Annotated in this window: 16 protein-coding genes; 10 read left to right on the top strand and 6 right to left on the bottom strand. The window is 57.1% G+C overall.

From position 1 onward, the window contains the following. Positions 1-58: 58 nt before the first annotated feature. The 8 genes from AC0V60_RS11215 to AC0V60_RS11180 all read left to right on the top strand — a co-directional run bounded on the left by AC0V60_RS11215 (position 59) and on the right by AC0V60_RS11180 (position 12,145). Positions 59-1,360, top strand: a complete 1,302-nt coding sequence (locus AC0V60_RS11215; RefSeq protein ID WP_486178542.1) for a tetratricopeptide repeat protein — start codon at positions 59-61, stop codon at positions 1,358-1,360. Positions 1,361-1,386: 26 nt separating this feature from the next. Next, a complete protein-coding gene (locus tag AC0V60_RS11210; protein WP_486178541.1) occupies positions 1,387-5,424 on the top strand; it encodes a hypothetical protein in 4,038 nt (1,345 codons plus the stop codon). 170 nt (positions 5,425-5,594) lie between these two features. After that, positions 5,595-6,470, top strand: a complete 876-nt coding sequence (locus AC0V60_RS11205) for an SH3 domain-containing protein (RefSeq protein ID WP_486178540.1) — start codon at positions 5,595-5,597, stop codon at positions 6,468-6,470. A 153-nt stretch (positions 6,471-6,623) separates the two neighbouring features. Then, positions 6,624-7,358 carry a response regulator transcription factor gene (locus AC0V60_RS11200; protein ID WP_486179487.1) on the top strand — a complete coding sequence of 245 codons (735 nt, stop codon included), beginning with the start codon at positions 6,624-6,626 and terminating at the stop codon, positions 7,356-7,358. Next, entirely contained in the window at positions 7,355-8,686 is a 1,332-nt protein-coding gene (locus AC0V60_RS11195) for a sensor histidine kinase (RefSeq protein WP_486178539.1), read from the top strand. The genes AC0V60_RS11200 and AC0V60_RS11195 overlap by 4 nt, the downstream gene beginning before the upstream one ends. A gap of 90 nt (positions 8,687-8,776) precedes the next feature. Then, a complete protein-coding gene (locus tag AC0V60_RS11190; protein WP_486178538.1) occupies positions 8,777-9,418 on the top strand; it encodes a hypothetical protein in 642 nt (213 codons plus the stop codon). Further along, positions 9,390-11,306, top strand: coding sequence for a tetratricopeptide repeat protein (locus AC0V60_RS11185; RefSeq protein WP_486178537.1), 1,917 nt, complete (start codon positions 9,390-9,392; stop codon positions 11,304-11,306). The genes AC0V60_RS11190 and AC0V60_RS11185 overlap by 29 nt, the downstream gene beginning before the upstream one ends. Next, a complete protein-coding gene (locus tag AC0V60_RS11180; protein WP_486178536.1) occupies positions 11,258-12,145 on the top strand; it encodes a CHAT domain-containing protein in 888 nt (295 codons plus the stop codon). Before AC0V60_RS11185 ends, AC0V60_RS11180 begins: the two co-directional genes overlap by 49 nt. 23 nt (positions 12,146-12,168) lie before the next feature. On the opposite strand, the gene AC0V60_RS11175 is transcribed toward AC0V60_RS11180, so the two are convergent. From AC0V60_RS11175 to AC0V60_RS11155, 5 genes are all read right to left on the bottom strand, one after another. Then, positions 12,169-13,434: an acyl-CoA dehydrogenase family protein gene (locus AC0V60_RS11175; protein WP_486178535.1), complete on the bottom strand. Its 1,266-nt coding sequence runs from the start codon at positions 13,432-13,434 to the stop codon at positions 12,169-12,171. Between the two features lie 106 nt (positions 13,435-13,540). Beyond that, on the bottom strand, positions 13,541-15,031 hold the full coding sequence (locus AC0V60_RS11170) for a sulfatase family protein (protein WP_486178534.1): 1,491 nt from the start codon (positions 15,029-15,031) through the stop codon (positions 13,541-13,543). A gap of 9 nt (positions 15,032-15,040) precedes the next feature. Next, positions 15,041-17,086 (bottom strand): glycoside hydrolase family 3 protein, encoded by a 2,046-nt coding sequence (locus AC0V60_RS11165; RefSeq protein WP_486178533.1) that lies wholly within the window; start codon positions 17,084-17,086, stop codon positions 15,041-15,043. Positions 17,087-17,128: 42 nt separating this feature from the next. Then, positions 17,129-17,689 carry a hypothetical protein gene (locus AC0V60_RS11160; protein ID WP_486178532.1) on the bottom strand — a complete coding sequence of 187 codons (561 nt, stop codon included), beginning with the start codon at positions 17,687-17,689 and terminating at the stop codon, positions 17,129-17,131. Then, positions 17,611-18,606, bottom strand: a complete 996-nt coding sequence (locus AC0V60_RS11155) for a glycosyl hydrolase family 79 N-terminal domain-containing protein (protein WP_486178531.1) — start codon at positions 18,604-18,606, stop codon at positions 17,611-17,613. The genes AC0V60_RS11160 and AC0V60_RS11155 overlap by 79 nt, the downstream gene beginning before the upstream one ends. Before the next feature lie 467 nt (positions 18,607-19,073). Between AC0V60_RS11155 and AC0V60_RS11150 the strand changes: the two genes are divergently transcribed. Beyond that, positions 19,074-21,638, top strand: coding sequence for a TonB-dependent receptor (locus AC0V60_RS11150; RefSeq protein ID WP_486178530.1), 2,565 nt, complete (start codon positions 19,074-19,076; stop codon positions 21,636-21,638). Positions 21,639-21,735: 97 nt separating this feature from the next. Then, positions 21,736-22,014 (top strand): hypothetical protein, encoded by a 279-nt coding sequence (locus tag AC0V60_RS11145; protein WP_486178529.1) that lies wholly within the window; start codon positions 21,736-21,738, stop codon positions 22,012-22,014. Here AC0V60_RS11145 and AC0V60_RS11140 read toward each other — a convergent pair. Continuing rightward, complete coding sequence (locus AC0V60_RS11140) at positions 21,961-23,481, bottom strand: spinster family MFS transporter (protein WP_486178528.1); 1,521 nt, start codon at positions 23,479-23,481, stop codon at positions 21,961-21,963. The two genes, AC0V60_RS11145 and AC0V60_RS11140, sit on opposite strands and share 54 nt — an antisense overlap. Between the last annotated feature and the right edge of the window lie 22 nt (positions 23,482-23,503).

Here is a 23,503-nt window from a genome sequence, read left to right as displayed (position 1 = left end):
CACGGCACCTGCAAGGTTCTTACTCAGGACCGCACAAGGGTGATTAGGGGCAAATATCATGAAATCGATTTTTCGAAGCTGCGTAAATGCGGCTCTGCTTGGCGTAGGTGCGCTTGCTGCATCCATATCAATTGCTGCGCAGGCCCAAGGCCCAGCTCAAACTGAAGGCAGTCCGTTCGAGGCGCTCAACGCGCAGATTGAAGATCGCGCCGGCGATCCGCAGTTCGATTATCAATTGGGAATAGCGGCGCTTGACGCTGGCCGAATTGGAGATGCGATCATCGCGTTTCAGCGCGTGCTGAGCGTCCAACCAAACAATGCAGCGGCGCGGGCCGAGCTTGCGCGGGCCTACGCACTGGCAGGCGATATCGACACCGCGCGCGAGCAATTTGCAACGGTGGTTGATGATCCCACACTGCCTGATCCTGTGCGCCAACGTTTCACAGGGTTCGTGCGTCAGTTTGATAAACAGATCGCAGGCGGCGGTTCGGATATCAGCGGCTTTGCCGAAGCGCGCGCCGGATATGATAGCAACATCAATTCTGCGACCGCGCTCGATACAATCGTCATCCCGCTTTTCAGCTTCCTTGGTGCAGGGCAGCTTGGTGAAAATGCTATTGCCCAGGAAGACGGGTTTTACGAGGTCAGCGCAGGCATATCCGGCGTCACAGCAATTGGGCGGCAGGATCGTTTGTTTGCATCGGCTTTGGGCAATTGGCGCGATAATTTTGACAACAGCGCCTTCGATCAAGCCTTACTCACAGCTACAGCGGGTTACGCGCACACTTTTGCCAATCGCGATGTGATTTCGCTCTCGGGGCAGGTGCAGAGATTCTGGCTCGATAACGATGGGTTTCGTACCAGTTATGGTGCGATCGCCCAATACACAAAGCCGCTTTCAAATGGCCGCGCGCTGACCATTTCAGCGCAGTACAACCGGCTCGACTTCGACAACGATCCTCTGCGCGATGCGGACCGTTTTGCCGCAGGCGTTGGCTATGTCGGCAAGAACTTCGTTGTCAACGTGAGCGGGGGCAAAGAAGAAACACGCCGAGAAGCAGGCGATGCCCAAAGTTTCGGTTTTGCCAGCGTGAACGCGGGCGCCGAAGTGCCCGTTGCAAAGCGTGTCGCGATCATTGGTGGGGCAGCGTTTGATCTGCGCCGTTATGGTGACGCGGACCCGCTGTTCCTGACAAAGCGAAGCGACGAACGCTTTGATGTTCGCGCTGGCCTGAAGGTGGCCGTTCTGGACAAGCTCTTTCTCCAGCCCACCGCCGCTTACACCCGCAATTGGAGCAACATCGCTCTGTTTGATTTTGACCGCTGGACCGTGTCGCTTGGCGCGCGCTTCGAGTTTTGATCCGCTTATCTTCTGGAGTATTTGCAATGACTTCCATTCACTCAACTTCATCGCGCTCTTTGCGGGTTCTTTTGATCGGTGCCTCAAGCCTGGCGCTCAGCTCGCCAGTGTTTGCAAACACGGTCATCTTCCCAAGCTCAGGCGTTGACGTTCAGCCCGGCCAGCGCGCAGCCCAAACCTCTGGTATTACTCAGATAAAACTCACATCGGGCGCGGTTATCTCGATCAGCGAGGGCGCTGAATACACCATCAATGAAGACGGCTCGATTGATCTTCACAAAGGGTCGATCACAGTCACCGGGGCACCGCGCGCGCGGGTTGATATTCGTATGCCGGGCGGGGTTGCAGGACAGATCGTGGGCACCGGCTCATCTGCCAGTTTTTCGGTGGCCAGCGATGGCACTTCTTCGGGCCACACGCTCACAGGCGTCGTGCGGGTCAGCACCGATGGCAAGCGCCGAAAACCATACCGCGAGGGACAGATGTGGGAGGCGAAGGCGGGCGAAGCGCCTGAGCGCACTATTGCAAATGCCGCTATTAAGCAGCCAGGTGCTTCGCCAGCACCGGGCGGCGTTGTCGCTATCGGCGGTGATGCAGGGCCGGTGAATGCGGCGCTCAACGGCATTCCCGTGACGCTCGGTGATGGCTTGGCCGTCGCAGGCGCGTCTTCCGATATTGTCGAGGCGGGCCGCCGGGTCGAGGCAGCGGTTGCAAATCCCACCATCGACCGTTTCCCAAGCGGCGATCTTGCGCTTCTGATTGCCAGCGCTGCCGAACTTGAGAGCAGTTTTGGCGGGACCCCGTTTAACGCTGCACAAGCGGATATTATTCGGACTTATCTGGCTTTCCTTGCCAGCGGTGCATCAGGGGCAGAATTCCTCACCCAATATGCTGGTTTCACTTTGGGATACCTTGAGCTGATCCGCGCAGGAGGCGTGCCAAGCGGCTTTGATAGCGGTGTTGCCGGGGCGGCCGATATTGACGCATATCTTGCGTTTGCCTCCCGCACAGGCGCGATTTCAGCGCTTAGCACGCACGACCGTGCGCTCGCTGATGCCTATCTCGCTTTCCTTGCGAGCGGACAGAACCGCGATCTGTTCGCCTCGTCCTTCAAGGACTTGACCAGCGCCTATTTCGCATTTCTTCGAAGCGGCGGCATTCCGGCCGATTTCACCGGAGCAAGCCAAGAGGCGCTAGCGCAATCCATCGCGTTTCTTCAGCAGAGCGGTCTTTTGGTCCAGCTGAGCGATGCGGATCAGGCCTTGGTTACGGCCTTCCTCGCCAATGGCGGGATCGACTTTGCAAGCCAATTCCAATTGGCTCTGTCTGATTACTTCGCCTTCCTTGCAAGCGGCCAGCGGCCAAGCGATTTCACGCAGCTCGATCAGGCGACTGTGCGCGCCTATTTGGAGACGCTCTCCAACACCGGCCTTTTGACGGCGCTGCTCGGCGATCAGGCTCAATTTTATTCTGACTATCTCGCTTTTCTGAGATCTGGCGGCGAAGTGGATGCTTTCGCTGGCCTGCCTTCCAATATTTTTGCAGGCTATCAAACGGACCTGGCTGCCTATTTCGAGTTTCTTGAAAATGGCGGCATTCCATCGGCCTATCAGCCTCTCTCGCAAGAGGTGATCGCACGCTATATTGCAGAGCTTGAAGCGGCTGGCGCCACGCAAGGGTTCCTCGGCGATCAGGCAATGTTCTATCAGGATTATTTCGCGTTTCTATCGGGCGGCGGAAACCCGGACAATTTTGCGGGGCTTCCGGTGCCGCCTGATTTCCCGGCATTCGCAGCATCGCTAAACGCCTATGCGGCGTTTCTAGCAGCAAATGGCCTGCCATCAGATTTTACCGAGACCGAGCTTGCTGAGCTGCGAGAGTTTTTTAACGCGGTCGAACAATCAGGTCAGGTGAGCGATCTGCTGGGTGACAATGCGCCGCTTTTGTCGGCCTATTTCGCGTTTCTCAATGGCGGGGGTGATGCAGACGCATTTGCGGGGCTTCCGATCTACCTCGATTATGTTGCGGCCTTGAACGAGTACTTCGCATTCCTTGAGGCGGGCAATTTGCCGAGCGAATACACCGTTCTGGATCAAGCAACGATTGAGGCGTATCTGGCAGCGCTAACCGCTGCTCAAGGCGGGCTTGCTGGGTTTGGCGATCTCAACGCGTTTTTCGCGGAGTATTTCAACTTCCTCCTCGCGGGCAACGACCCTGATCTGTTTGATGGATTGCCCGGAATGGGCGGCGGCTCTGGCGGCGAGCCGGGGCAGGGCGGGAGCCCGGCGCTTGTCTATACGGGCGGTTTCGATGGGGCGGCCATCAATCTCGCAGGCACGGGTTTGGGCCTTTTCGTGCAGCGAAGCCAAGTGCTCTTCAGCGCAGATATCACCGAGGCTGGCGGTCTTGATGCAATTAACCTTGCCGGCGACCCTTACATAGTGCGCGGAACCGCATCGAATGTTGAAGTAAGCGGAGATGAGAACGTCCTGATCGGCCGTTGGACCGAAGGCACTTACACCAGCTTCATCACAGGCGTGCCCGTTGAATTCACCGTCGGTGCGAATGAAGGCTTCCACTATTTCATAACCGAACGCTTTACCGAGGCTTCGACCTTACCAGACGGGCGAGTGGTGTTCGATGTGACCGCGGCGACGTCGCCAACAGTGGCGGGCGGACTGATCGCACCCGGCTCATTTGACGGGCAAATCGCAATCCTCTTTGATTTTGCGAACTTCGATTACCAAGCCGCTGTCGATGCGACGATTGGCTTTAGCGATTTCGATGTCAGTTTGGCCACGCCGGGGGGCATTGATGGCGCCGGTGTTGATTTTGATATCGGATCAGGTGGAGACTTTGCCTTCTCGCTGAACGGCTCGTCAAGTGACGACCGCGCGGGTAGCTTCCTTCTTAGGGGCAACTTCTCGAAAGAGGACTTTAGCCAATTTGGCGTGACCTATAGCGGCTCGATTTTCAGGGACGGCGGCGTTGATTTTACGTCGATCCGCGGGGCAGCCATTTTCGATGCAATCGGTGATACCGGCGGCGATGACGGCAGTTCTGGAGGCGGCACCGGAACCGGCTTTACTGGGACGCGCGACGGTCAAGTCTATTACACTTACCTAAACGGTTCGCTCGCCGCAGGATTTGGTGGGTCGGCAGATTTCGTCGATGGCGAGGTCACAGGGCTCTCATCCGTACTGGGCACAGTTTCAAGCAACGATACCGATGTTGTCGAGGCAACCGATCTTGAACAAGTCGCATGGGCGCGCTGGACCAACGGGACCGTCGAGGCGCGGGGATTGCTCGGCAATATTGACAGCGTGATTGGCCCTAATGGCGGCTATCATGTGATGACGGGCGAAGTGACAACAAGCCTTCCAGGCGGAACGATTGCTTACGAACTCATCGGCGGCACATCCGCGACAGACAATGCTGGCTCGGCCACTGGAAGCCTAACGGGGGATCTTGCCATCGCCTTTGGTTCGGTCAACCGCGTTGGCTACGACCTCGCCATGGAAGTAGGCGGGCGAAGCTGGGCAGTGTCCACCAATGGGGGAGCGGCCAATCCGGGGAGCAGCGAAATAAACCTCGTCTCTGGCAGCGCAGGTTTCACTTTTGGCGGCGCGTTCACCAACACATCGGGCACGGTCACGTCGACAGGCGATACCTGCACGCCGAGCTGTTTCGTCAATATCAGCGGCACGCTTTATGGTGACAATGCAGCCTATGCGGCTCTGGCGATGAATGTGACCGACACCAACACCGCAGGCGTTGTGACGGCATCAGGCCTCGCGATATTCGGGCAGGAGGGCGCTGCTTCTTCGATTGTGAAGAATGCTGCGTCCACCGATTGGTCGCGCTGGACCAGTTCGGCAACGTCCACGGCGGCCCCTGCCGATCTTGGAGCCGATCTTGGAGCCGGTCTTGGAGTCGAACTTCTGGCGCCGGGCACCAAGCGTTCTGCGGGCGCCGTCCAATCGGCCCCGCGAACGCAGGCCATCGCCGAGGCGCAAGCCATGATGGGCGGCATGATTAGCTGGAGCGATGAAGCAAGGCGCTGAGCGGGACATAGACCGGTACATAGACCGGCACATAGACTGGGGCCTAGCGCTCGGGGCGGGCGGACGCACAATCCTAACAGCGATTGTCACACGTCTGACAGGAGCTGTGTGTGGTCCGCTCTGCGTAACATCGGCACAACCTCAAAGCATCAAAGCAAGGGGAAAATGCAATGAAAAACCTACTTCCAGCAATGGCCAGTATCGCCGCAATAACTGCACTCAGCCTGCCCACTCCCGCAAAGGCAGACGACGATGTTCAGCTTGTCACTTGCGAAGAAAGCATCGGCACCATCGCGATTGTTGACGGAGACACGCAAGGCTGGGCCGAATTTGACCTTGGTTCACCGCGCGAGTTGATCAACACGCTGGCAATCGATTCGGGCTGCTTTACGCCTCATTCCTCAGCTAGCGGACAGCCAGCAGACTTTCTGATGAATGTGATCGCTGGCTCCAGCGAAGAAGTCGATCAATCCATCGAAATCGCGAAAACAGCAGCGGTCGAAGGGCTGGTGCGCTCAGGCGCGGCAGGACAGGTTCTGGGACGGGTGCCGGGTGCAGGCGCAGTCATGGGCATGTTCAACATGTTTGGCGGCAAGAAAAAGCGTGTGGCAGCAGGGATCAAGCTGCTTTCACCTGCCACAGGGCAAACGATTGTGACCGGATCGGCAACTGTCAAACGCAGCTCTTTGAGCTTCCGGAACGCTTCCCCGTGGAGCGTGCGCGCTGAGCAAGTTGGTTACCGTCACAGCCGCAAGGGCAAGCAATTGGTCGAAGCCTTCGTCCTCGCGTTCAACGAGGTGGTGGATCAAGAGTCCGTAATCGCATCGGTCCCGCGCGCAGCAGCGCCAGCGGCCAGTGCAAGCAGTATCGCAACGGTGAACACTGCCACGTCCATGATGGCGATGCCCATGGGTGAGGCCGAAGCGCTTCGCGGCCTAGAGCCAGGCACGACGCTTACCCCGACGGGCAAACGCGAGGGCCTTTTCGTCGAGGTTGAAGACAATTTTGGAACCAAAGGCTGGGTAAGCGTCGAAGCGCTCGATTGATCCAGCTTAAGAGGCGACCCGAGGGGTGGGCGGTGCAGGACAGGGTTTTGTCTATGTATCGCCTACCTTGGCCCGCCTCATCCCGCGCAACTTCCACCTATCGCTTGCAGCAAAGGCCCGGCAATGGCATTTTCAATTCCAGCTTCTGGCCTGATGGGGGCCGACTTGGACCGGAATGGGGGCCGGGACACCGCAATGGCAAAAGCGCCTCTTAGGATTTTGTACGTCGAAGACGACCAGCGCACCGCCGCTGCGGTCAGCGAATTGGCATCCGCAAGCGGGGATGTTCTCGTCTGGGAAGAGCATGGCAGCGCCGCTCTCCTCAGAGCCGGGATGGAAGCGTTTGACGTTATCATCCTCGATAGGATGCTGGGCGATATTGACGGTCTTACGATCACAAAACGCCTTCGTGAAAGCGGGATTGGCACGCCCATTTTGATGCTCAGCGCACTGGGCAGAAGTTCGGACCGGGCAGATGGCCTTGATGCAGGCGCCGATGATTATATGGCGAAACCTTACGAGCCCGATGAATTGATGGCGCGTCTGCGTGCGCTTCATCGGCGCTCGGCTGGACAGGAGCATCAGGCGGTTATCATCTACGGTGCGTTCGAGTGCCACTTAAAGGCGCGCACAGCGTTTCGTGATAACCAACACCTCCCGCTCAGTCCCAAAGAGTTCGACCTGTTCCGCTATTTCATGGAAAACGCGGGCGAGACGGTCACGCGCGAGATGCTTTTGCATGATGTTTGGAACATAGATTTTGACCCGCAAACCAATGTGGTCGACGTCAATATTGGCCGTTTACGGCGCAAGCTTGAAGAAGGCTTTGATGCGCCTGCGTTAGAAACCATCTGGGGCTCTGGATATCGTATCCTTGAAGGTAAATGACCAAAGAGGCGCGCCGTTCAATATTCTCGCAGATTGTGCTTGCGGCGATAGGTTTGTCGTTGGTGCTCGTCTTTGCGCTGTGGTTTGTGACCCATCAAACCGTTGTCTCTACCCTTAACGACGGCGCAGCCAAAGAGGTGGATGTCGATATCGCAGGGCTGGTCGACATTTATACGACAAGCGGCCTTGATGAACTGCGCCAACGAATTGCGGACCGGATCGCCTTGACCCCGTCTGAGGGGAGCACGCCGCATTACCTTCTTGCCAATAATGAGGGAGAGCGAATTGCTGGGGACATTGCTCAGTGGCCTTTGCTTGATCCCATGGTGTCGGAAACAGGCGATATCTCTATTGGTGAAAACTCGCGCGGATTTGCGCGTGCGGTGCAATTGGATCCGGACCTGCGCTTACTGGTGGCGCGCCGGATGGATGCCGATGATGCAGTGCTCACAAATATCGCGATTGCCTTTATCCTTGGAGGCGGCGCATTCGTGGCGCTCGTCGCATTGCTTGGCCGCATGGCTGCGCTGGGGCTTCAACAGCGCATTGGACGGATCAATCTGGCGTTTCGCGATCCGGGTAAGGAAAGCGAACTTGCGCAAGGTAGAGGCGGCGACGAGATCGACGAGCTTGCAGGTCACAGCGCGTCCGCTCTTGTCCGCCAACGCGGGCTGATGGAGGCATATAAGGAAACATCAGAGCAGCTTGCCCATGAAATGCGCACGCCGCTATCGCATCTTGATAACCGCTTGCTGAAAGCTCTGGAGGCAGCGCCCGCGCCGCGCGTTGCGCAGCGGCTTGTCGAAGCGCGCGCCGAGATTAAGCGTCTGGTGCAAACACTTGAATCGCTCCTCGATATTGCCTCGAGCAAGAGCCGCCGCGGTGATCGTTCGGGTCTTGCGCCGTTTGACATGAGCGCGGTGGTCGGCGGTCTGTGCGAACTTTATGCAGGCAGCGCGGAGGAAACCGGACACGAACTTGTCTGGGATGTGGAGCCGGGAGTTATGGTGGAAGGCGAAGAGCGTCAACTCAGCCGCCTTGTCACCAATCTTCTCGACAATGCACTCAAATATGTCCCTCCCGGCGGCCGGATCGAGGTAAGCCTTAAACAGGGCCCTGAAATGGTAATTGCCGACAATGGCCCCGGCATCTCACCGGCGGACAGGACACGAATTTTTGACCGGTTCTACCGCGGGCGGGCGAGCACGGGCGAGGCCAATGGCAGCGGCTTGGGCTTGGCTCTCGCAAAAGCCATTGCAGAGCGCCACGGTTTGCAGCTCACTTTGGAAGATTGCGAAGCGGGATCACGCTTCCGGCTGGGACGATAAGGTATGCTCTTAGGAAAGACAGTCGCGTCGGCTAAAGCTGCGTCGGGTTTGTACAAGGTTTTTGTGTGGCGCAGCGGTAGGTTCGCGATCATGCGGGGGAGAGGAACAGCAACCGGATTGCTGCTTGCCGGGGTGATGCTGGCAAGCGCTGCGTGCGCGCCGATATCGGGCGAGGTAGCAGCGCGCAGCACGGCCAAGTCTTCGCTCGCGGAACCCGCAGAACTCGCAGAACCCTCAGCCCCGTTCGCGACGCTAACACGGGCCAGCCAGCTGGCTCAAGGTTTAGCACGGGCAGAGGCCGCTTATGATGCGCGTGAAAATGAGCAGCTTGGTAAGCTTGTGAGCGCCCTTTACGCCAGCGGTATTGCCCCGCGAGGCGAGGAGCAATTGGACCGGCTTGGTATGTGGGCCAAGGCAGCGGGGAAAGGGGCGCAGCCCTTTCGCGGACGCCTGTTGGGACCTGCATATGTGCGGGGAGAGCTGGCCCCGGGGGAACGCTGGACAAGCGCGCAAACCTTCAAATCTGGTGAACCCAGCACTCTGGCTGTCTCTCATAAAGGTGCAGGGCCTGTCAGCATAAGTGTCTCTGACCAAAGTGCGCGGCGCGTTTGTGATAGTGCGAAAACGCCTGCGCCATCGTGCCGGTTTACGCCGCTCTATACGCAGCGCTATTCGATCGAGCTGGTTAATAAGGGAGAGGGGCGTGCGGTCTATTTTCTTGTTTTCGACTAAGGCGCTTTATGCAGTTGCTATTCTGGCCGCAGCGACGCCCGCCTCAGCGCAGTATTTCGACATTTACGGCAATGCGAACGAGGCGCTACCAGAGGCGCAGGCCGCTTATGAAGCGATGGCTGAAGATGCGCCCGCAGACGTGCAAAGCGCGCGGATCTCTGACCTTATTATGGGTCTGATTGGCAAGGCGAAATATAAGGAGGCCTATGAGCTCTATCTCGCCAATGATGAGCTGGATTTGCATGATGATGCGCGAATGGGCGCGGCCGGGCATGGGCTTGTGGCTTTTGCTACGGATACGGCTGAACAGGCGGATTACGTTGCTCAATTGACAGCCATGGTCGAGCGGGAAAGCTGCGCGCCATGCTACGCAAGGACCTTTGCAGCGCACCATTTAGCCCGGTATTATTTGGTGCATGAGGACGACCTTGCAAAGTCGGTTGAGTGGCACAAGAAAGCGCTCAATATCGCTTTGGAGGATTTGGCACCCGGTGATCCTGCGAAGGTGAACTTCGCCTATCAATACGCAGCGTATCTGCGCAATCAGGACCTGCAAGCGAGCGTGCAAGCGGTCCGGTACACTGAACAGCTCGCTTTCGAACTTCTTCCGCGCGATGATCACCTTGGCTGGCTCTACGTGTTCTTGAGCAATGCGCTTGTCGCCCTTGATCAAGGGCGTATCGCAGAGGCGGCCGATTTGTTCGGACGAATTGCTGATATCGGCGTCAAAGAATGGGGGGCAACCGATCCGCAATTGCTCGGCATTTTTCAAAACACAGCGGTTTTGAATGCGCGGCTGGGACGCACTGGCGATGCCGTTGAGATTGCACTGCGAGCCGAGGGAAATCAGGCTTACTCAGACAAAAACGAACATGCATATCATCAGGCGCTGATCGCAAGTTTGCTGCTCGAAGATGCGCGCTTGGACGAGGCTACCGAGTATTACCGAAAGGCCATTGGCCTGTATGAGGACGCAGGCGATGATGATCCTTATCATGCGCAGGCCCGCATCGGATTTGCCAATTCATTAAGCCTGCGCGGCGAACATGATGAAGCGCTCTTGTTCGCTCAAAAAGCGCTCGCCGCGCACGAAAAGCTCGAGGCGACCAATCCGCAGCGCCGTGAATATCAGACACTTGCTTCGCTGATTTTGGCAAGAGCTGGACAGACCGAGCGAGGCGCTGAAACTCTTGCTCCTGTGCTTGAGGCCAATGAAAGCGCCTTGCTTGATGTTTATGCGCAAGATCAGGATCGGCGCGCGGTTGCCTCTGATGGGACTGAGTTTTTCCGTGATGCAACACTTATTTCGCTTATGAACGGCGACATAGAGCGCGCCTGGCGCAGCGCTCAGCTCAGTGTGATCAGCGATCTCGCCATGAGCGCCGCAGCGCTTTCATACCCCGGCGATCCCGACGGATTTAGCGCCGCGCTCAATAATGTGCGTTTGGCCCGCGCGGCTGAGAATGATGCCAGAGCGCGGTTTGCAAATGGAGAGGGGAGTTCAGCCGAGCTGTCAGAGGCAGTGCAAGCATTAGAAAAGGCGGCGGCTGCGCTTTCGAGCGATTACCCCGATTTTGCCACTTTCCTTCGCCCCCAACCGCTGCGAATTGACGCGGCTCGCAGCCTGTTGGCTGAAGGCGAGGCATACATCTTGCCATTAGTTTATTCCGACCGCGTCATAACCATAGCGCTAACGTCAGAGGGGTTTGCTTGGGGGAAACTAAAACGCCCCTGTTCGAAGCGCGCGAGCTTATCAAGACCGTTCGCAGTTCCATCGATGCAAGTCTTGGCGGCCGGGATGTCTTCGACGCGGCTGCTGCGCACCAGCTCTATGATTTTGTGTTCCCGCCCGAAATACAGGCAGCGATCGAAAATTCGGACAAGCTGATATTTCCAGCGGGCGGTCCATTGGCGGTGATACCGCCGTCTGTTCTTGTCTCCCGGCGTGAGCCTGACGCAGGGCGGCGCTTCCTCATCGAAGACTATGCTATCGCGATCACTCCCGGGCTTGGCGGCCGTCAGCTTGAGCGGGCAAATGCGCCGAATGGCTTTGCAGGGATCGGCGCGCCCAGTCTTGCTGAACCGCCTGCGGACAGGGCCGCTCTTCGCGGGGCAGTTGTAGATGTGAAGAGCATCGCCGCGCTACCCTCGCTTCCGGGCGCAAGCGAAGAGCTGGCAGCGCTTGAGGCGGCGTTTGCTGATAAAGGAAGCCTGGTTTTGTCGGGCGATGAGGCCACAGAAGAGGCCGTGCGCGCTGCGCCGCTTGCCCAATATCAGGTTCTTGCATTTGCAACCCACGGATTGGTGAGCGGCCAGATTGCAGGGCTCGGCGAACCGGCTCTGGTGCTCACTCCCGGACAGGCGAGCACGTCTGCTGATAATGACGGACTTTTGACCGCAAGTGAGATCGGACGCCTTACGCTGACGGCTGATTGGGTGGTGCTTTCTGCATGCAATACGGCAGCGGGTGAGGGGCGCGCATCGCCGACCTATTCCGGTCTGGCGCGCGCATTTCAGCTTGCCGGCGCGCGCTCGCTTTTGTTGTCGCACTGGCCGGTGCGCGATGATGTTGCAACGCGGCTGAGCGTACAAACGCTTAAGGCATCAAGCAGCGGGATGGAGCGCAGTGAGGCTTTAAGACAGGCTCAATTGGCACTGCTTGAGGAAGGTGTCCGCAAAGGAAGTTTCTCGCCAGCGGTCTGGGCACCATTTGTGATTATCGAATAGCCCAGATCAAGCCGGTGACTGCCTCAGGTCTTGATCTTGCCAAACAAAACGCCTGCCACTTTGCGCATCTGAATTTCCTCTGACCCTTCCGTGATCCGGTAACGGCGGTGGTGGCGATAAATGTGCTCAAACGGTTTGTGGCGCGAATACCCAATCCCGCCGTGCACCTGCATCGCGCGGTCGGCGGCATCGCACACCAGCCGGTTCGCCCAATAATTGCACATAGAGACCTTATGCGAGAGGCGTTTTGCTACCTCGGGTTTGGTCATCTGATCCATTTCCCACGCGGTCTTAAAGATGAGCAGGCGTAACATTTCGCACTGGGTGGAAAGCTCGACAATCGGGAATTGGATCGCCTGATTGAGCCACAACGGCTTGCCAAAAGGCTTTCGCTCTTGCGCATAACAAATGGCCTCAGCCACGCAATATTCGGCCGCACCAAGCGAGCTGGCTGCTTGCCTAATACGGTTTTCGTGCACGAAATGCTGCGCAGCGGCGAGGCCCCAGTCGAGATCGCCTAAGATCATATCATCAGGGACGAATACGTCTTGAAAGCTGCACTTGGGGTGATCGGTGGGCATGTTGAAAGTCCACAGATATTCCCCAACCTCAAAACCTGGCGCTTTGGTATCCACGACAAAGCACCCAAGGCCTTTCGCATCACCATCTTCGCCCGAATGCCGCGCAAAGGTCATGACATGAGTGGCTGTGTGAAGGCCTGTGGTCCACATCTTCTCGCCATTGATCAGCCAGCCTTCTACACCGTCTTTTGTATGGCGGGTGGCTCTGGTGTTCATATGCGTCGCATCAGAACCGTGCGCTTCTTCAGTCAGGCCGAACGCCCAGCGCTGCTCGCCGCGAAGCATAGCTTCCATGAAGCGCTCTTTTTGTGTCTCAGTTCCAAAGTCCCGCATCATCAAGGGCTGGACGAGATTACCCACAATCGAGTGCTCATTTTGAAGGTCGTTGTGAAGGCCGAGCCCTTTTTTGGCCAGATGATGGCGGATCACCGCCATGCCAAGATTGGTTCCGTCCTGGCCGCCAAATTCCTTTGGCAATTGATAACGATAATGCCCGGCGCGGTCTGAAAGCTTTTTAGCTTCCTTCAAGAGCTCTTCCCACTCCTCACGCGGCAATCCATCATTATCCCAGTCAGTTCGCGCATGTTCGCGGCGATGATCGAAGAAGCGAATGTTGTCGTCGCGGTTCTCAAGCGGCCTAATCTCAGCCTCGATAAAATCATCGAGCACTTTGAGGTAATTTTGAATGTCTTGAGGGACTTCGAACATGTTTTATTCTCTCGCCAGTCAATTAATTTGTAGCGCAATCAATGCACGCTTTGCCTTTGGATGCAAAGCCCTCCCGGATCGGGTGCGGCCTTCGTTGAAAGCCTTGCTAGTCTTCGATCCAACCGCGCGGGTTGGCCTCCATCTCAGCGCGCTTATCTGCCAGAGCCTTTGCCATAACCGCTGCCAGTTCTGGGTTGTGCACTGAGGCGTCATAAGCCTCGCGCGGGTCGAGTTCGAGATTGATGAGCCAAGGGCCTTCCGCCGAAGAAAAGGCGAACGGGATATTCATTGGGCCATAATTGACGTTGCGAACGCCGTGATATTTGTGCGTAGAGCTTCTGAGAGCGAGCGCTTCATCGACGGCGAAATAATAGAGATATTCATGCGGCGTGCCCGCGTTGTCCTCGAGCATCGATGCAATAGAGCGGCCATCAAGGATGCGGTCTTTGGGCAAAGGAAGGTCCAGCCAATCCGCGAAGGAAGGCAAGAGATCAATGCCCATGGCCATGTCAGACAGCTCTTGTCCCGCGTCGAGGCGGGCAGGCCAGTGAACGATGAAAGGCACCCGCATGCCTCCCTCCCAGGTCTTTCCCTTGCGGCCTCGCAGCGCTGACGGGTCGCCTTGCCACCAAGGGCCGTTGTCGCTGGTGATTATGATGATCGTATCCTCGAGCGCACCGGTCTCATCAAGGGCTGCGACTATGCGTCCAACACCATCATCGAGGGATTCGATCACATCGCCGTACAGCCCTGCTTGTGACCGTCCCTCGCGGCCCGTTTCAACATAAAGCGGGACATGCGGGAAGTTGTGCGCGAAGTAGAGGAAGAAGGGCGCGTCGCTATTGGCTGCCTCGCGTTCGATAATATCTACCGCCTCGCGGGTGTAGAGCGCATCGAGTTTGGTTTGGTCAGCCGGATGCTCAACCTCAATTTCCTTGTCGCGGTAGAGAGCGAAGGGTTCCATATCGTTGCTGTAGAGCGCGCCGTAAAAGCTCTGGAAGCCAAAGTCATTCGGCAAAGATGGGCTCTCCTCCCCGATATGCCACTTGCCCACCATAAAGGTGCGATAGCCCGCAGCGCCAAGCATATCGGCAATGGTAATTTCTTCAGCTGGCAGACGGACATTTAGGCCGTTCAATTTGTTGATGGAACTCAGCGGGCTTGACCCGGGAAATACGACGTTCGACAGGCCTGCGCGCGGCGGCATTCGGCCCGTCAGGAAGCCCGCGCGCGACGGCGTGCATACGGGCGAGGGTGAATAGAAGTCGGTGAGCTTGATCCCGCCCTCGGCGAGCGCGTCAATATTGGGCGTTGCAATGGCCTCAGCGCCAAAGGCACCGATGTCGCCGTACCCCAAATCATCGTAGAGGATGAATATAATGTTTGGACGCGAGGACCGGTCTGACAGATCGGCGCTTTTCGATCCTTCCTTCAGCGTATCAAGGTAGTCACGCTTGAGGGCGAGATGCGTTTCATCATCAGACTGGCTGTAGAACAAGAGCTTTGCGCCAACCCAGACGAGAGCGACGACAACAAGCAACGCTGGAAGCAGGAAGATGAGGCCAAGCCGTTTGAGCCATTTGCGCGCCGTCGTCATTGCCATCTCCTATTCTGATCTTGCAGCTTCGGTTTTTGCGGGTTCGTCCGTAACCCCGTCGTCCTCAGGCACACCGCTTGCAAAGGTCAACCCGTGCCCAAATGGGTACAACGGATTGGCGCTGTCATAGGGCACGTCTTCCAATTGAGCCTCGACGGCCGCCATTGATGAAGGAAGCTCGAAAGGCAGCTTTCCCGACGGATTGAACCGGCCAAACACGAGCTCAAGCAAGACCGCATCGCTCACGCCGAAACTGCCGATTATGGCAGCGCTGCTGTCAGCGATTTCGGGAAAGACGGCTGGACGGTCCAAATATATGTCCAGGATCAGCGGCACCTTGTCTGCCAATTCGGTCAAGCGCTGCCTCTCGGGCTCTGCGAAATACAAGGCGCCGGCATGCATGATGCTCTCAAATAGTCCGTCGCGCGGCTCATATGGTGCGTTCGTGCGGACAATGGCAAAATCAGCCTCTTCGGGGCGCTCAACCAGCTGCCCGAATTCCGCGGCCGCTTCCCGCTCGACATTCTCGACATAGAGTTTCGGTTTGCCCTTTAGCGGGAGGCTCGGTGCCCCCTGTTCTTGACCATTCTTAAGAAGCACCAAGGATCGTCTTTGTGCCTCAAGGCCAGCCGCCACGAAATCGGCGTTGCCGACAAGTGCCTTGGCGGCGTCTGCATCAACGAAAGGATTGTCAAACAGTCCTAGGCGGAATTTGTCGCGCAATATGCGCCTGACGGACTGGTCGATCCGCGCCTCGCTGACCGAGCCTTCGTGCACGAGTTCGACCAGAAGTTCAGGGACTTCTTCGCCTCCGAACATGTCATTGCCCGCCTCGATAATCTTTAGCATACGCTCTTTGGCAGAGAGGTCTTCGGCGCCCCATGCCCGCGCTGGCAGCACAGTGAACGCGCCAAGGATCTGCGTGTCCGAGATCAATCCCCAATCGGTGCATACAACCCCGTCAAAATCATAGCGTTCGCGCAGCAGACCGGTGATGATCGCCTTGTTGTAGGCAAAGCCAACGTCCTCATCAGTCTGACCAACCGGAATGCCGTAGTAGGGCATGATTTGCGCCGCGCCTGCGGGGAATGCGCCCTCTTCAAATGGTATTAGATGGTAGCTGAAATTGTCACCGGGATAGACTTGTTCGCGGCCGTATTCAAAATGCGCGTCCTCTCCGCCAGCCTGCGGTCCGCCGCCGCTAAAATGCTTGACCATCGTAGCAACGCTTTGCGGGCCCAGCTCCTCGCCCTGCATTCCCAAGACGTACGCCTTGGTCAAAGCGGCTGACAAATTCGCGTCTTCGCCAAAGGTCGTCGCAATGCGCGCCCAGCGCGGCTCGGTCGCAAGGTCGGCAGTCGGGTGCAGAGCGAGATGGAGGCCCACCGCACGGTATTCTCGCCGTGCGATATCGGCAAATTCGCGGACCAGCTCAGGATCGTTGATTGCCGCCAAACCAATCGGGTCGGGCCACTGCGAAAAGGCTCCCGCCGGAAGCGCCACACCGCCGCCGGTGGTAACGCCGTGCCTTGGGTCTGTTGCCAGCGTTACCGGGATGCCAAGCCTTGTGCGCTCAGCCGCCTCTTGCAGTGCGTTGGACCACGCCGCGAATGTGTCGACGTTTTCAACCGGTACAGCCAAGCTGAAATGGTTCATTTTCTTGGCGACAAGAAGCTCGCTATTCGGCGAGAATACCAAGCTTTGCGGATCGAAGAGGCTCACGCTTTCAGACAGCTCACCATCGGAACTGACCGTGGTGAAGTTGATGAACATGGCGCCCGCTTTTTCCTCAAGCGTCATTTGACCGAGCAAATCCTCGACCCGGTCATCCACGGGCGCTCGAACATCTTCGTAAACGTCGAGTTCGCCGTTCTTGTTGAGGTCGCGCAAGGATAGGCCGTCGACCTTGATCACCGGAGCGCGCTCGCCGAGCTCGGCCAAATTGGACCGGGATTGCATTGCAGAAGAAATCCAGAGCCCGGCAATCGCAAGCAGTGCAAGCAGAGCAATTGCGATGACCAAAAGGCCCAAGCCCTTAAGCAATTTGCGCGCCATTTCAGACTTCTTTCTTTACTTTGGACTTGCTCACTGACCCTGTCAGCTGCTGCACGTGCGATTGTCGGCACTCTTCGCGGCCACGAATGTGATTGAGCGCGCGGCAAGCTTGGTCCCATTTTGAATTATTGGAGACAAGCCAACTATCGTGCCGTCGTCCAACATCTTTGGTTCTACTCCATTGATGAGAACATCTTCGGATGCGAGCTCGGGAGCGGTCAGGCTGTAAACTTCGGCGTCGCTACCCAAAGCGATTGTACGCGTCTCTTCTCCAAGGTTTAAGATCGCCAATCCAACCCCGCCGTTTTGTTGAGGCAAGCAATGGGCAAACATCCTCAAGTCAGATGTAGGCGAAAATGGGGAAGCCAAAACGGTCGAACCCATGGTGCGCCGCCATAGCAATGCAGCCCAGTAGTTAGGGCGCGTCTCCAGCGTGTCCTCGTCAATCAACGCATAATCAGAGGCGGCGAGTGTGTTGTGCATGACCACTTGAACACCGCGCTGAGCCAGTTGCCCCTGCTGGTTCAGATACCGGAAGCTGTCAGCAAATGAGGCTGCCCATGGGCTTCCCCGCAGGCCGCTTGCGCTGTTTCGGTCAGCCATATCGGTTTGCCGGGCTCATGCGCATCTCGCTGTGCTGAATAGAACTCATAGTCCGCAAGCGTCCGGTCCAGCCATTGAGGCGAGAGCACTTCGTCGAAATTGGCGACATCTACGCCCATCCCTGCGCAGCGCTCTGATACTGCGCCGTAGAAATGGTAGGAGAAAGCATCGACGTTCCCCGGATTGGCGCTCAGCATGTCAGACGTGCTGATGAAGGCTGCTTGGGCTGCAACAGGAATGCTCCCGAAGATCGCTCCTTCGCCTACGCTGCCGGGGCCAAGGATGGTCAAATCGGGCGCGCCCGCTTTTGCCCAGTCCCGGAAAATTGCGAAGTCCCTGCCATAGTCTTGGGCGCTATAACCAGCAGGGAACCGGCCAAGCGCTGTTGCATTGGGTTCATTCGCATACTCGGCAGCCGCAATCTCTCCGCCGGCCTCGCGCGTCAGGTCGAGCAGTCTTTGCGCTTGCTCTGTTTGCCAAACACCAGCCGCATCGCGCGTTCCGCCACTTATTGCGAAGCTTGTAACAATCTTCGCATCAACGGCGTTTGAGAAATCGACAAGGCCCCGCCATTGCTCGCGCGTTAGGACTTGCTCAAAGCCGCTTGGCGGGGCCTCTGTCACCTCGCCCTTGGCTGGCACATAGGTGCTGTTGGCCCATGTACCGCTCACCCGGACATAGGCAGGGCCAAGATGGCGGGCCAGATTGCGCAGGCGCTGTGATGAGAGGTCCATCGGCGGACGCATCCGATACCGTTCACCATTGCGATTGGCATAAGGCGCCCAGAAACTCCCCCCGGTAACTTCGACCATCTCGACGTTGTAAGACTGGAAGCGTTCACCGACAGCGGCGACTTTTGCAAGAGCGGCAAGGTCCAGCTCAGGCTGTGCTGGTTGGGTTGAAGTGCAAGCCGACATTACTAGCGTACTCGCAGCCACAGTTGTCCCTGCCAGCGCTCCGCGCAAGGAACGCCTTGATCGAGCGCCGCAATTAATCAGTGCCCGCGCTTCCATAGCCCATCCCGGCATAACCTGCGTCATCCATCCCTCCCAATCTTGCTTTTTAAAAAGACGCTACAAGTAGCGCTCAAAAAAGCGAAGAAGCAAAATCCCGCTCCCATAGAAGCGCCATTGCAATAAGGCCTCTTTGACGGGGTACAGCTGCGCTTGCTCCCTATTCATCAATGAGCCGTCTCGGCCCTCAAACGGCTCTCAATATGGACAGGCGTTGGTCACATATGCGCTGAAAGACAACACATCAGCACTATCATCTTCGATAGCGCGCCTAATATTATTTCAACTTGCGCCCTGTGAGTTTGCTGATACTGTTTTGAGTCGGAGAGCCGCATCGGCAAAATGTCGAGCGGAAGTTGAGAGGGAAAACTATGACGCGTAAGCTTACCGCTTATGCTGCTGGCCTTATGGCATGCAGCGCATTCACCGCACCAGCATTAGCACAAGACGCCGAGCAAGATGCAGAACAACTGCAAGCGCCTGGCGACAATGTGATTATCGTGACGGCGACACGCCGGGCTGAGAACCTCCAAGAAATTCCTCTCGCTGTGACAGCGGTGGGCACTGAAGAATTGGATCGCCAGGGGATTGCAGACGTCCGGGGACTGGCGGCTGTATCGCCAAGCTTTAACTTAAACTCTTCCGACACAGAAACCGGCGGTACAACGATCCGTATTCGCGGTGTCGGTACCACTGGTAACAACATCGGTCTTGAGAGCGCTGTCGGCGTCTTCCTAGACGGCGTTTATCTTTCGCGTCCGGGTGCGGCATTGGGCGACCTTGTTGATGTTGAACGCGTGGAGATCCTGCGCGGCCCGCAAGGCACTCTGTTTGGCCGCAACACTTCGGCTGGTGCGCTCAACATCACCACAAAGCGGCCTTCGCTTGATACGGTCGAAGGCTTCGCTAACGCCAGCTACGGCAATTTCGACTTTGCGAATGTGCAGGGCGGTGTCAGCCTTCCGATTGTCGAGGATTCCCTAGGGGTTCGTTTCTCGGGTGCATATCGTCGGCGTGATGGTCTGCTTACCAACCAATTGGGCGAAGATCAGAATGATCGTGACCGTTATTCGCTTCGCGGGCAGGTATACTGGGAGCCATCGGCCGATGTCAGTCTGCGTTTGATCGCCGATTTTGCGAGCGCTGATGAAAGCTGCTGTGCAGCTGTGATTGTGCGCGAATCTGAACTGTTCGCCAGCGGTGCTGCTTTCTTGGCCAATGGCCTTCCGGCTGATGGCGGAGCGCCAAACATTGGAAGCCCGGACGACCAGGGCAGCATCTATTTTGACCGATTGACCAACACGACAAGTGATCTTGCGAACGGCTATGACAACCTTGGCTTCTCTGCGGAATTGAACTGGGATATTAGTGACAATGCGTCGCTGACCTATATCGCGTCTTATCGTGATTTCGATGCGTTCAGTGCACGCAGCACTGACTATGTTGGTTTGGCCGTTTTCTCGGTTGGCACCGGGGACTCGATTTTCAATAATCCGACCAACACTCCCAACATCACCGAGATCGAAACCATCACGCATGAGCTTCGATTGCAAGGTGAAGCGTTCGATGGCGCTTTGGATTGGTTGGTTGGCGCTTACTATGCTGATGAAGAAATTGCCACAAACCCTGAGGGCAGCCTCGGTCTGGGTCCGGATTACGAGGCATATATCAACTCGTTCCTGACCGCGATTGGCCAGCCCAATGTGGATACGCTGGCCTTTATCGGCACGGGCGGTCTTGCTGGCAATCCAAACGCGCTAACCGATGTCGATTTCACGGGCGCTTTTGCACAAAACGTCTTTACGCAAGACGCGGAAAGCTGGTCGATCTTTACCCACAATACGTTCAACGTGACCGATACGCTCAGCCTTACTGCGGGTATTCGCTACACCGATGACAAGAAAGAAGGTGCCTTCACTCAGATCGCGGCTTCAAACGACCCTTGCCTTGCTACAAACCCTGCGTTTGGCGCCACTGGCCTCAATGGGTTGCTGTGCTTTGTCTTCGCAGTGCCGGCTGATGTGCCCGGCGCTGTCGGATTGCCGCTTACTTTTGGTAACGGCGCGCAAGGCGGCGTTTTTGATGAGTTCAACGATGATGAGCTGATCTACACCGGTAAGATCGCATGGGAAGCGTCGCCAGACGTGAACACTTATCTCAGCTTTACTCACGGCTACAAATCAGGCGGTTATAACCTGGACGCATCAGCCAGTGTCGGCGGGCTTGATCCGCGCTTCGCGTCTGAGACGATTGATGCCTACGAGTTTGGTCTCAAAGCCAGCCTGTTCGAAGGGCGTGCCACCGCAAATATTGCTATCTTCCATCAAGAGCTGAGCGACTTCCAGGTGCTTGAATTCACCGGCGTAGCGTTCCAAACCTTCAACGTACCAACCGCAAAGAGCAGCGGTGCCGAGCTGGAATTCCAGATGCAGGCGAGCGATGAGATATCGTTCAACACTGCTGTGACTTATGCCGATGCGCGCTATCCTAGCGATTGTGTTGCAGGTGACCCCAACCCGCTCGCGCAAGCCGCAAACCTGTGCGGGAACACTTTGACCAACGCGCCAGAGTTCGTCGGGAATGCTGGAATTCTCTACGAAAACGAAATCACCGATTCTGGCTGGGTGATGGCTGCAAGCGCGAACATTCGTTTTGAAACCTCACGCCGGACCAGCACGCAGGCGACCGAGGTGGGTTCGGACATTCTGCTCCCGTTTGATATCCAAGGGGCGAACGTCAAAGCCAACGCAAGGATTGGCTTCACCACTCCAAGCGAGAGCTTCACAATCGAGTTTTGGGGCAACAACATCTTCGACGAGCAAACCCGAAACGTGACGTTCAATACGCCGCTTCGCGGTGTCGCCGGGGCGCGTTCGCGCGGCGCGTTTCTTGAAGATCCACGCACATATGGCGTGACAGTTCGCACGCAATTCTAAATTTAACCCCAATCTCCACTGGGGTTGGATTGGCGGCCGGCATTTGTGTCGGCCGCCTTTTTATTTGTGGGTACCAATGGCCATGTAAACGAGGCTGATGGCCAGCACGATTACTGAGCTGCCCGCCCTAATCGCAAACCGTCCTTTGGCCTTCCTCCATAGCGTCCTGCCGCCGCTGGCAGAGAATGGCCGTATCGACGCGGCCAGCGATACAATCGCAGCGAGGTTCAGTGTGCCGACGAGTGCAGTTGGCAAATCGCGGCAAACCGGAAGCGGCCTGACCGCTCCCAGATTATCCGGTATTGAGCTTAAGGCTGGCGGATTAGGCTTCCGAGTTGGCAACCATGTCGCGCTGGAGCGTGCGTCCCGCAAGTAAGTAATGCAGGGCCGCCCAGCCATAGATACAGCTGAAGATAACAATCGACCACTGAAGCCCGCGCGCTTCTGCGCTAGAACAGGCTTCCATAGCGTCCAACTCCGCGCCGCTGAGAAGCGCCTTCGCATCAGCGCCGAGCGACAACAGCGGCTTGCACGCCTCAAGCGTCAGCCCGAGCGATTGACCGTCGAGGAACATGTTCTTCAACACAGTCGAGAGCACACCGATAATCGGCGGGCCAAGCCCGTACCCCAGCAAATTGACCACGAACAAAGTGATCGCAACCGATGTTGCACGCATCCTGCTGTCGACGACGCCGCCTGATACGGCATACATTGGCCCGAGGTAGAAATAGTGGATCATCGCGCCGAGCATAAGCGCGGGCACCGCGAGCCACAGATTGGGCATCAAAAATCCAAATGCATAAAGCGGGACGGAGGCTCCAAGGCCGATGGCCGGCAGCCATGAGAGCGCATTGGGATATCTCTTGGACATTCTGTCCGCCAGCCAGCCCGAACTGAATACGCCGATAGCCGCCATGACACCAAGAACGACGCCGTAAAGCAACGAGGCCTGTTGGATCGTCAGGCCATGCGTGCGCAGCAGGAATGAGGTTGTGAATTGGCCGATCCCATATCCAACAAAGGAGGCAAGCGTCGCCCCAAACACGATGTGCCGATAGGCAGGCTTCTTAGCCAAAACGGCCAGCGCCTCTTTGAAGCTGACCTTCTTAAGGCCCTGAAGCGCGGCGGGATCTGTGTAACCGCGCGGCGGCTCTTTGATGGTCCGCCATACCACCAGACCTAAGAGCAGTCCCGGCAATCCGACCACTACAAAGGCAACCCGCCACCCTTCAACCTGCGACCAATCAAGTTCGCCAAACAGAAATCCGAGGCCCATCGCGCCGACCCAGGCGCCGTATTGTGCACCGTCCAGCCCGGCAAGCTGTCCTCCAAACACCGAGGCCAGCATTCCGCCAAGCGGTACGCCTAAAGCATAGACTGAAACCGCCGTAGCGCGCCGTGATGGCACGAAATAGTCCGCAATCAGAGATTGGGCAGGCGGTGTGCATCCTGCCTCGCCGATGCTGACGCCAATTCTGAATAAGAACAGCATCATGAATGACATGGCAAACCCGCAAAGGGCCGTAAAAAGGCTCCAAACGATAACGGCGGCCGCGATGATACCGACGCGGTTATATCGCTCAGCCCCGCGCGCAATCGGTATGCCGATAAAGGTGTAAAGCACCGCAAAGGCGGGCCCGCCGAGCAAGCCCATCTGCCAATCCTCAAGCCCGAAGGTGAGCTTGATTGGTTCAGTTAGGATATTGATGATTGTCCGGTCGATGAAATTGAAAATATAAACAACGAGCAGGGCGCTTAGAACATAGGCCCGGTAGCCGGGCGAACCGAAACCTCCCGATGCAGGAACTGCGCTCGTCGGTGAAACCACCGTCGCTTCGGCCATCAATCTCTCCCAAACAGCGTTC

Source organism: Erythrobacter sp. S259 (genome assembly GCF_057364965.1).
The sequence above is the reverse complement of the archived record's forward strand: the minus strand, read 5'-3'. Positions and strand labels throughout refer to the sequence as shown.

Bases quoted from the DNA above. Each gene is read 5' to 3' on its own strand.
- AC0V60_RS11215 (WP_486178542.1), top strand. From the start codon at position 59: ATGAAATCGATTTTTCGAAGCTGCGTAAATGCGGCTCTGCTTGGCGTA.
- AC0V60_RS11210 (WP_486178541.1), top strand. From the start codon at position 1,387: ATGACTTCCATTCACTCAACTTCATCGCGCTCTTTGCGGGTTCTTTTG.
- AC0V60_RS11205 (WP_486178540.1), top strand. From the start codon at position 5,595: ATGAAAAACCTACTTCCAGCAATGGCCAGTATCGCCGCAATAACTGCA.
- AC0V60_RS11200 (WP_486179487.1), top strand. From the start codon at position 6,624: ATGGGGGCCGACTTGGACCGGAATGGGGGCCGGGACACCGCAATGGCA.
- AC0V60_RS11195 (WP_486178539.1), top strand. From the start codon at position 7,355: ATGACCAAAGAGGCGCGCCGTTCAATATTCTCGCAGATTGTGCTTGCG.
- AC0V60_RS11190 (WP_486178538.1), top strand. From the start codon at position 8,777: ATGCGGGGGAGAGGAACAGCAACCGGATTGCTGCTTGCCGGGGTGATG.
- AC0V60_RS11175 (WP_486178535.1), bottom strand. From the start codon at position 13,434: ATGTTCGAAGTCCCTCAAGACATTCAAAATTACCTCAAAGTGCTCGAT.
- AC0V60_RS11170 (WP_486178534.1), bottom strand. From the start codon at position 15,031: ATGACGACGGCGCGCAAATGGCTCAAACGGCTTGGCCTCATCTTCCTG.
- AC0V60_RS11165 (WP_486178533.1), bottom strand. From the start codon at position 17,086: ATGGCGCGCAAATTGCTTAAGGGCTTGGGCCTTTTGGTCATCGCAATT.
- AC0V60_RS11160 (WP_486178532.1), bottom strand. From the start codon at position 17,689: ATGGCTGACCGAAACAGCGCAAGCGGCCTGCGGGGAAGCCCATGGGCA.
- AC0V60_RS11155 (WP_486178531.1), bottom strand. From the start codon at position 18,606: ATGTCGGCTTGCACTTCAACCCAACCAGCACAGCCTGAGCTGGACCTT.
- AC0V60_RS11150 (WP_486178530.1), top strand. From the start codon at position 19,074: ATGACGCGTAAGCTTACCGCTTATGCTGCTGGCCTTATGGCATGCAGC.
- AC0V60_RS11145 (WP_486178529.1), top strand. From the start codon at position 21,736: ATGGCCAGCACGATTACTGAGCTGCCCGCCCTAATCGCAAACCGTCCT.
- AC0V60_RS11140 (WP_486178528.1), bottom strand. From the start codon at position 23,481: ATGGCCGAAGCGACGGTGGTTTCACCGACGAGCGCAGTTCCTGCATCG.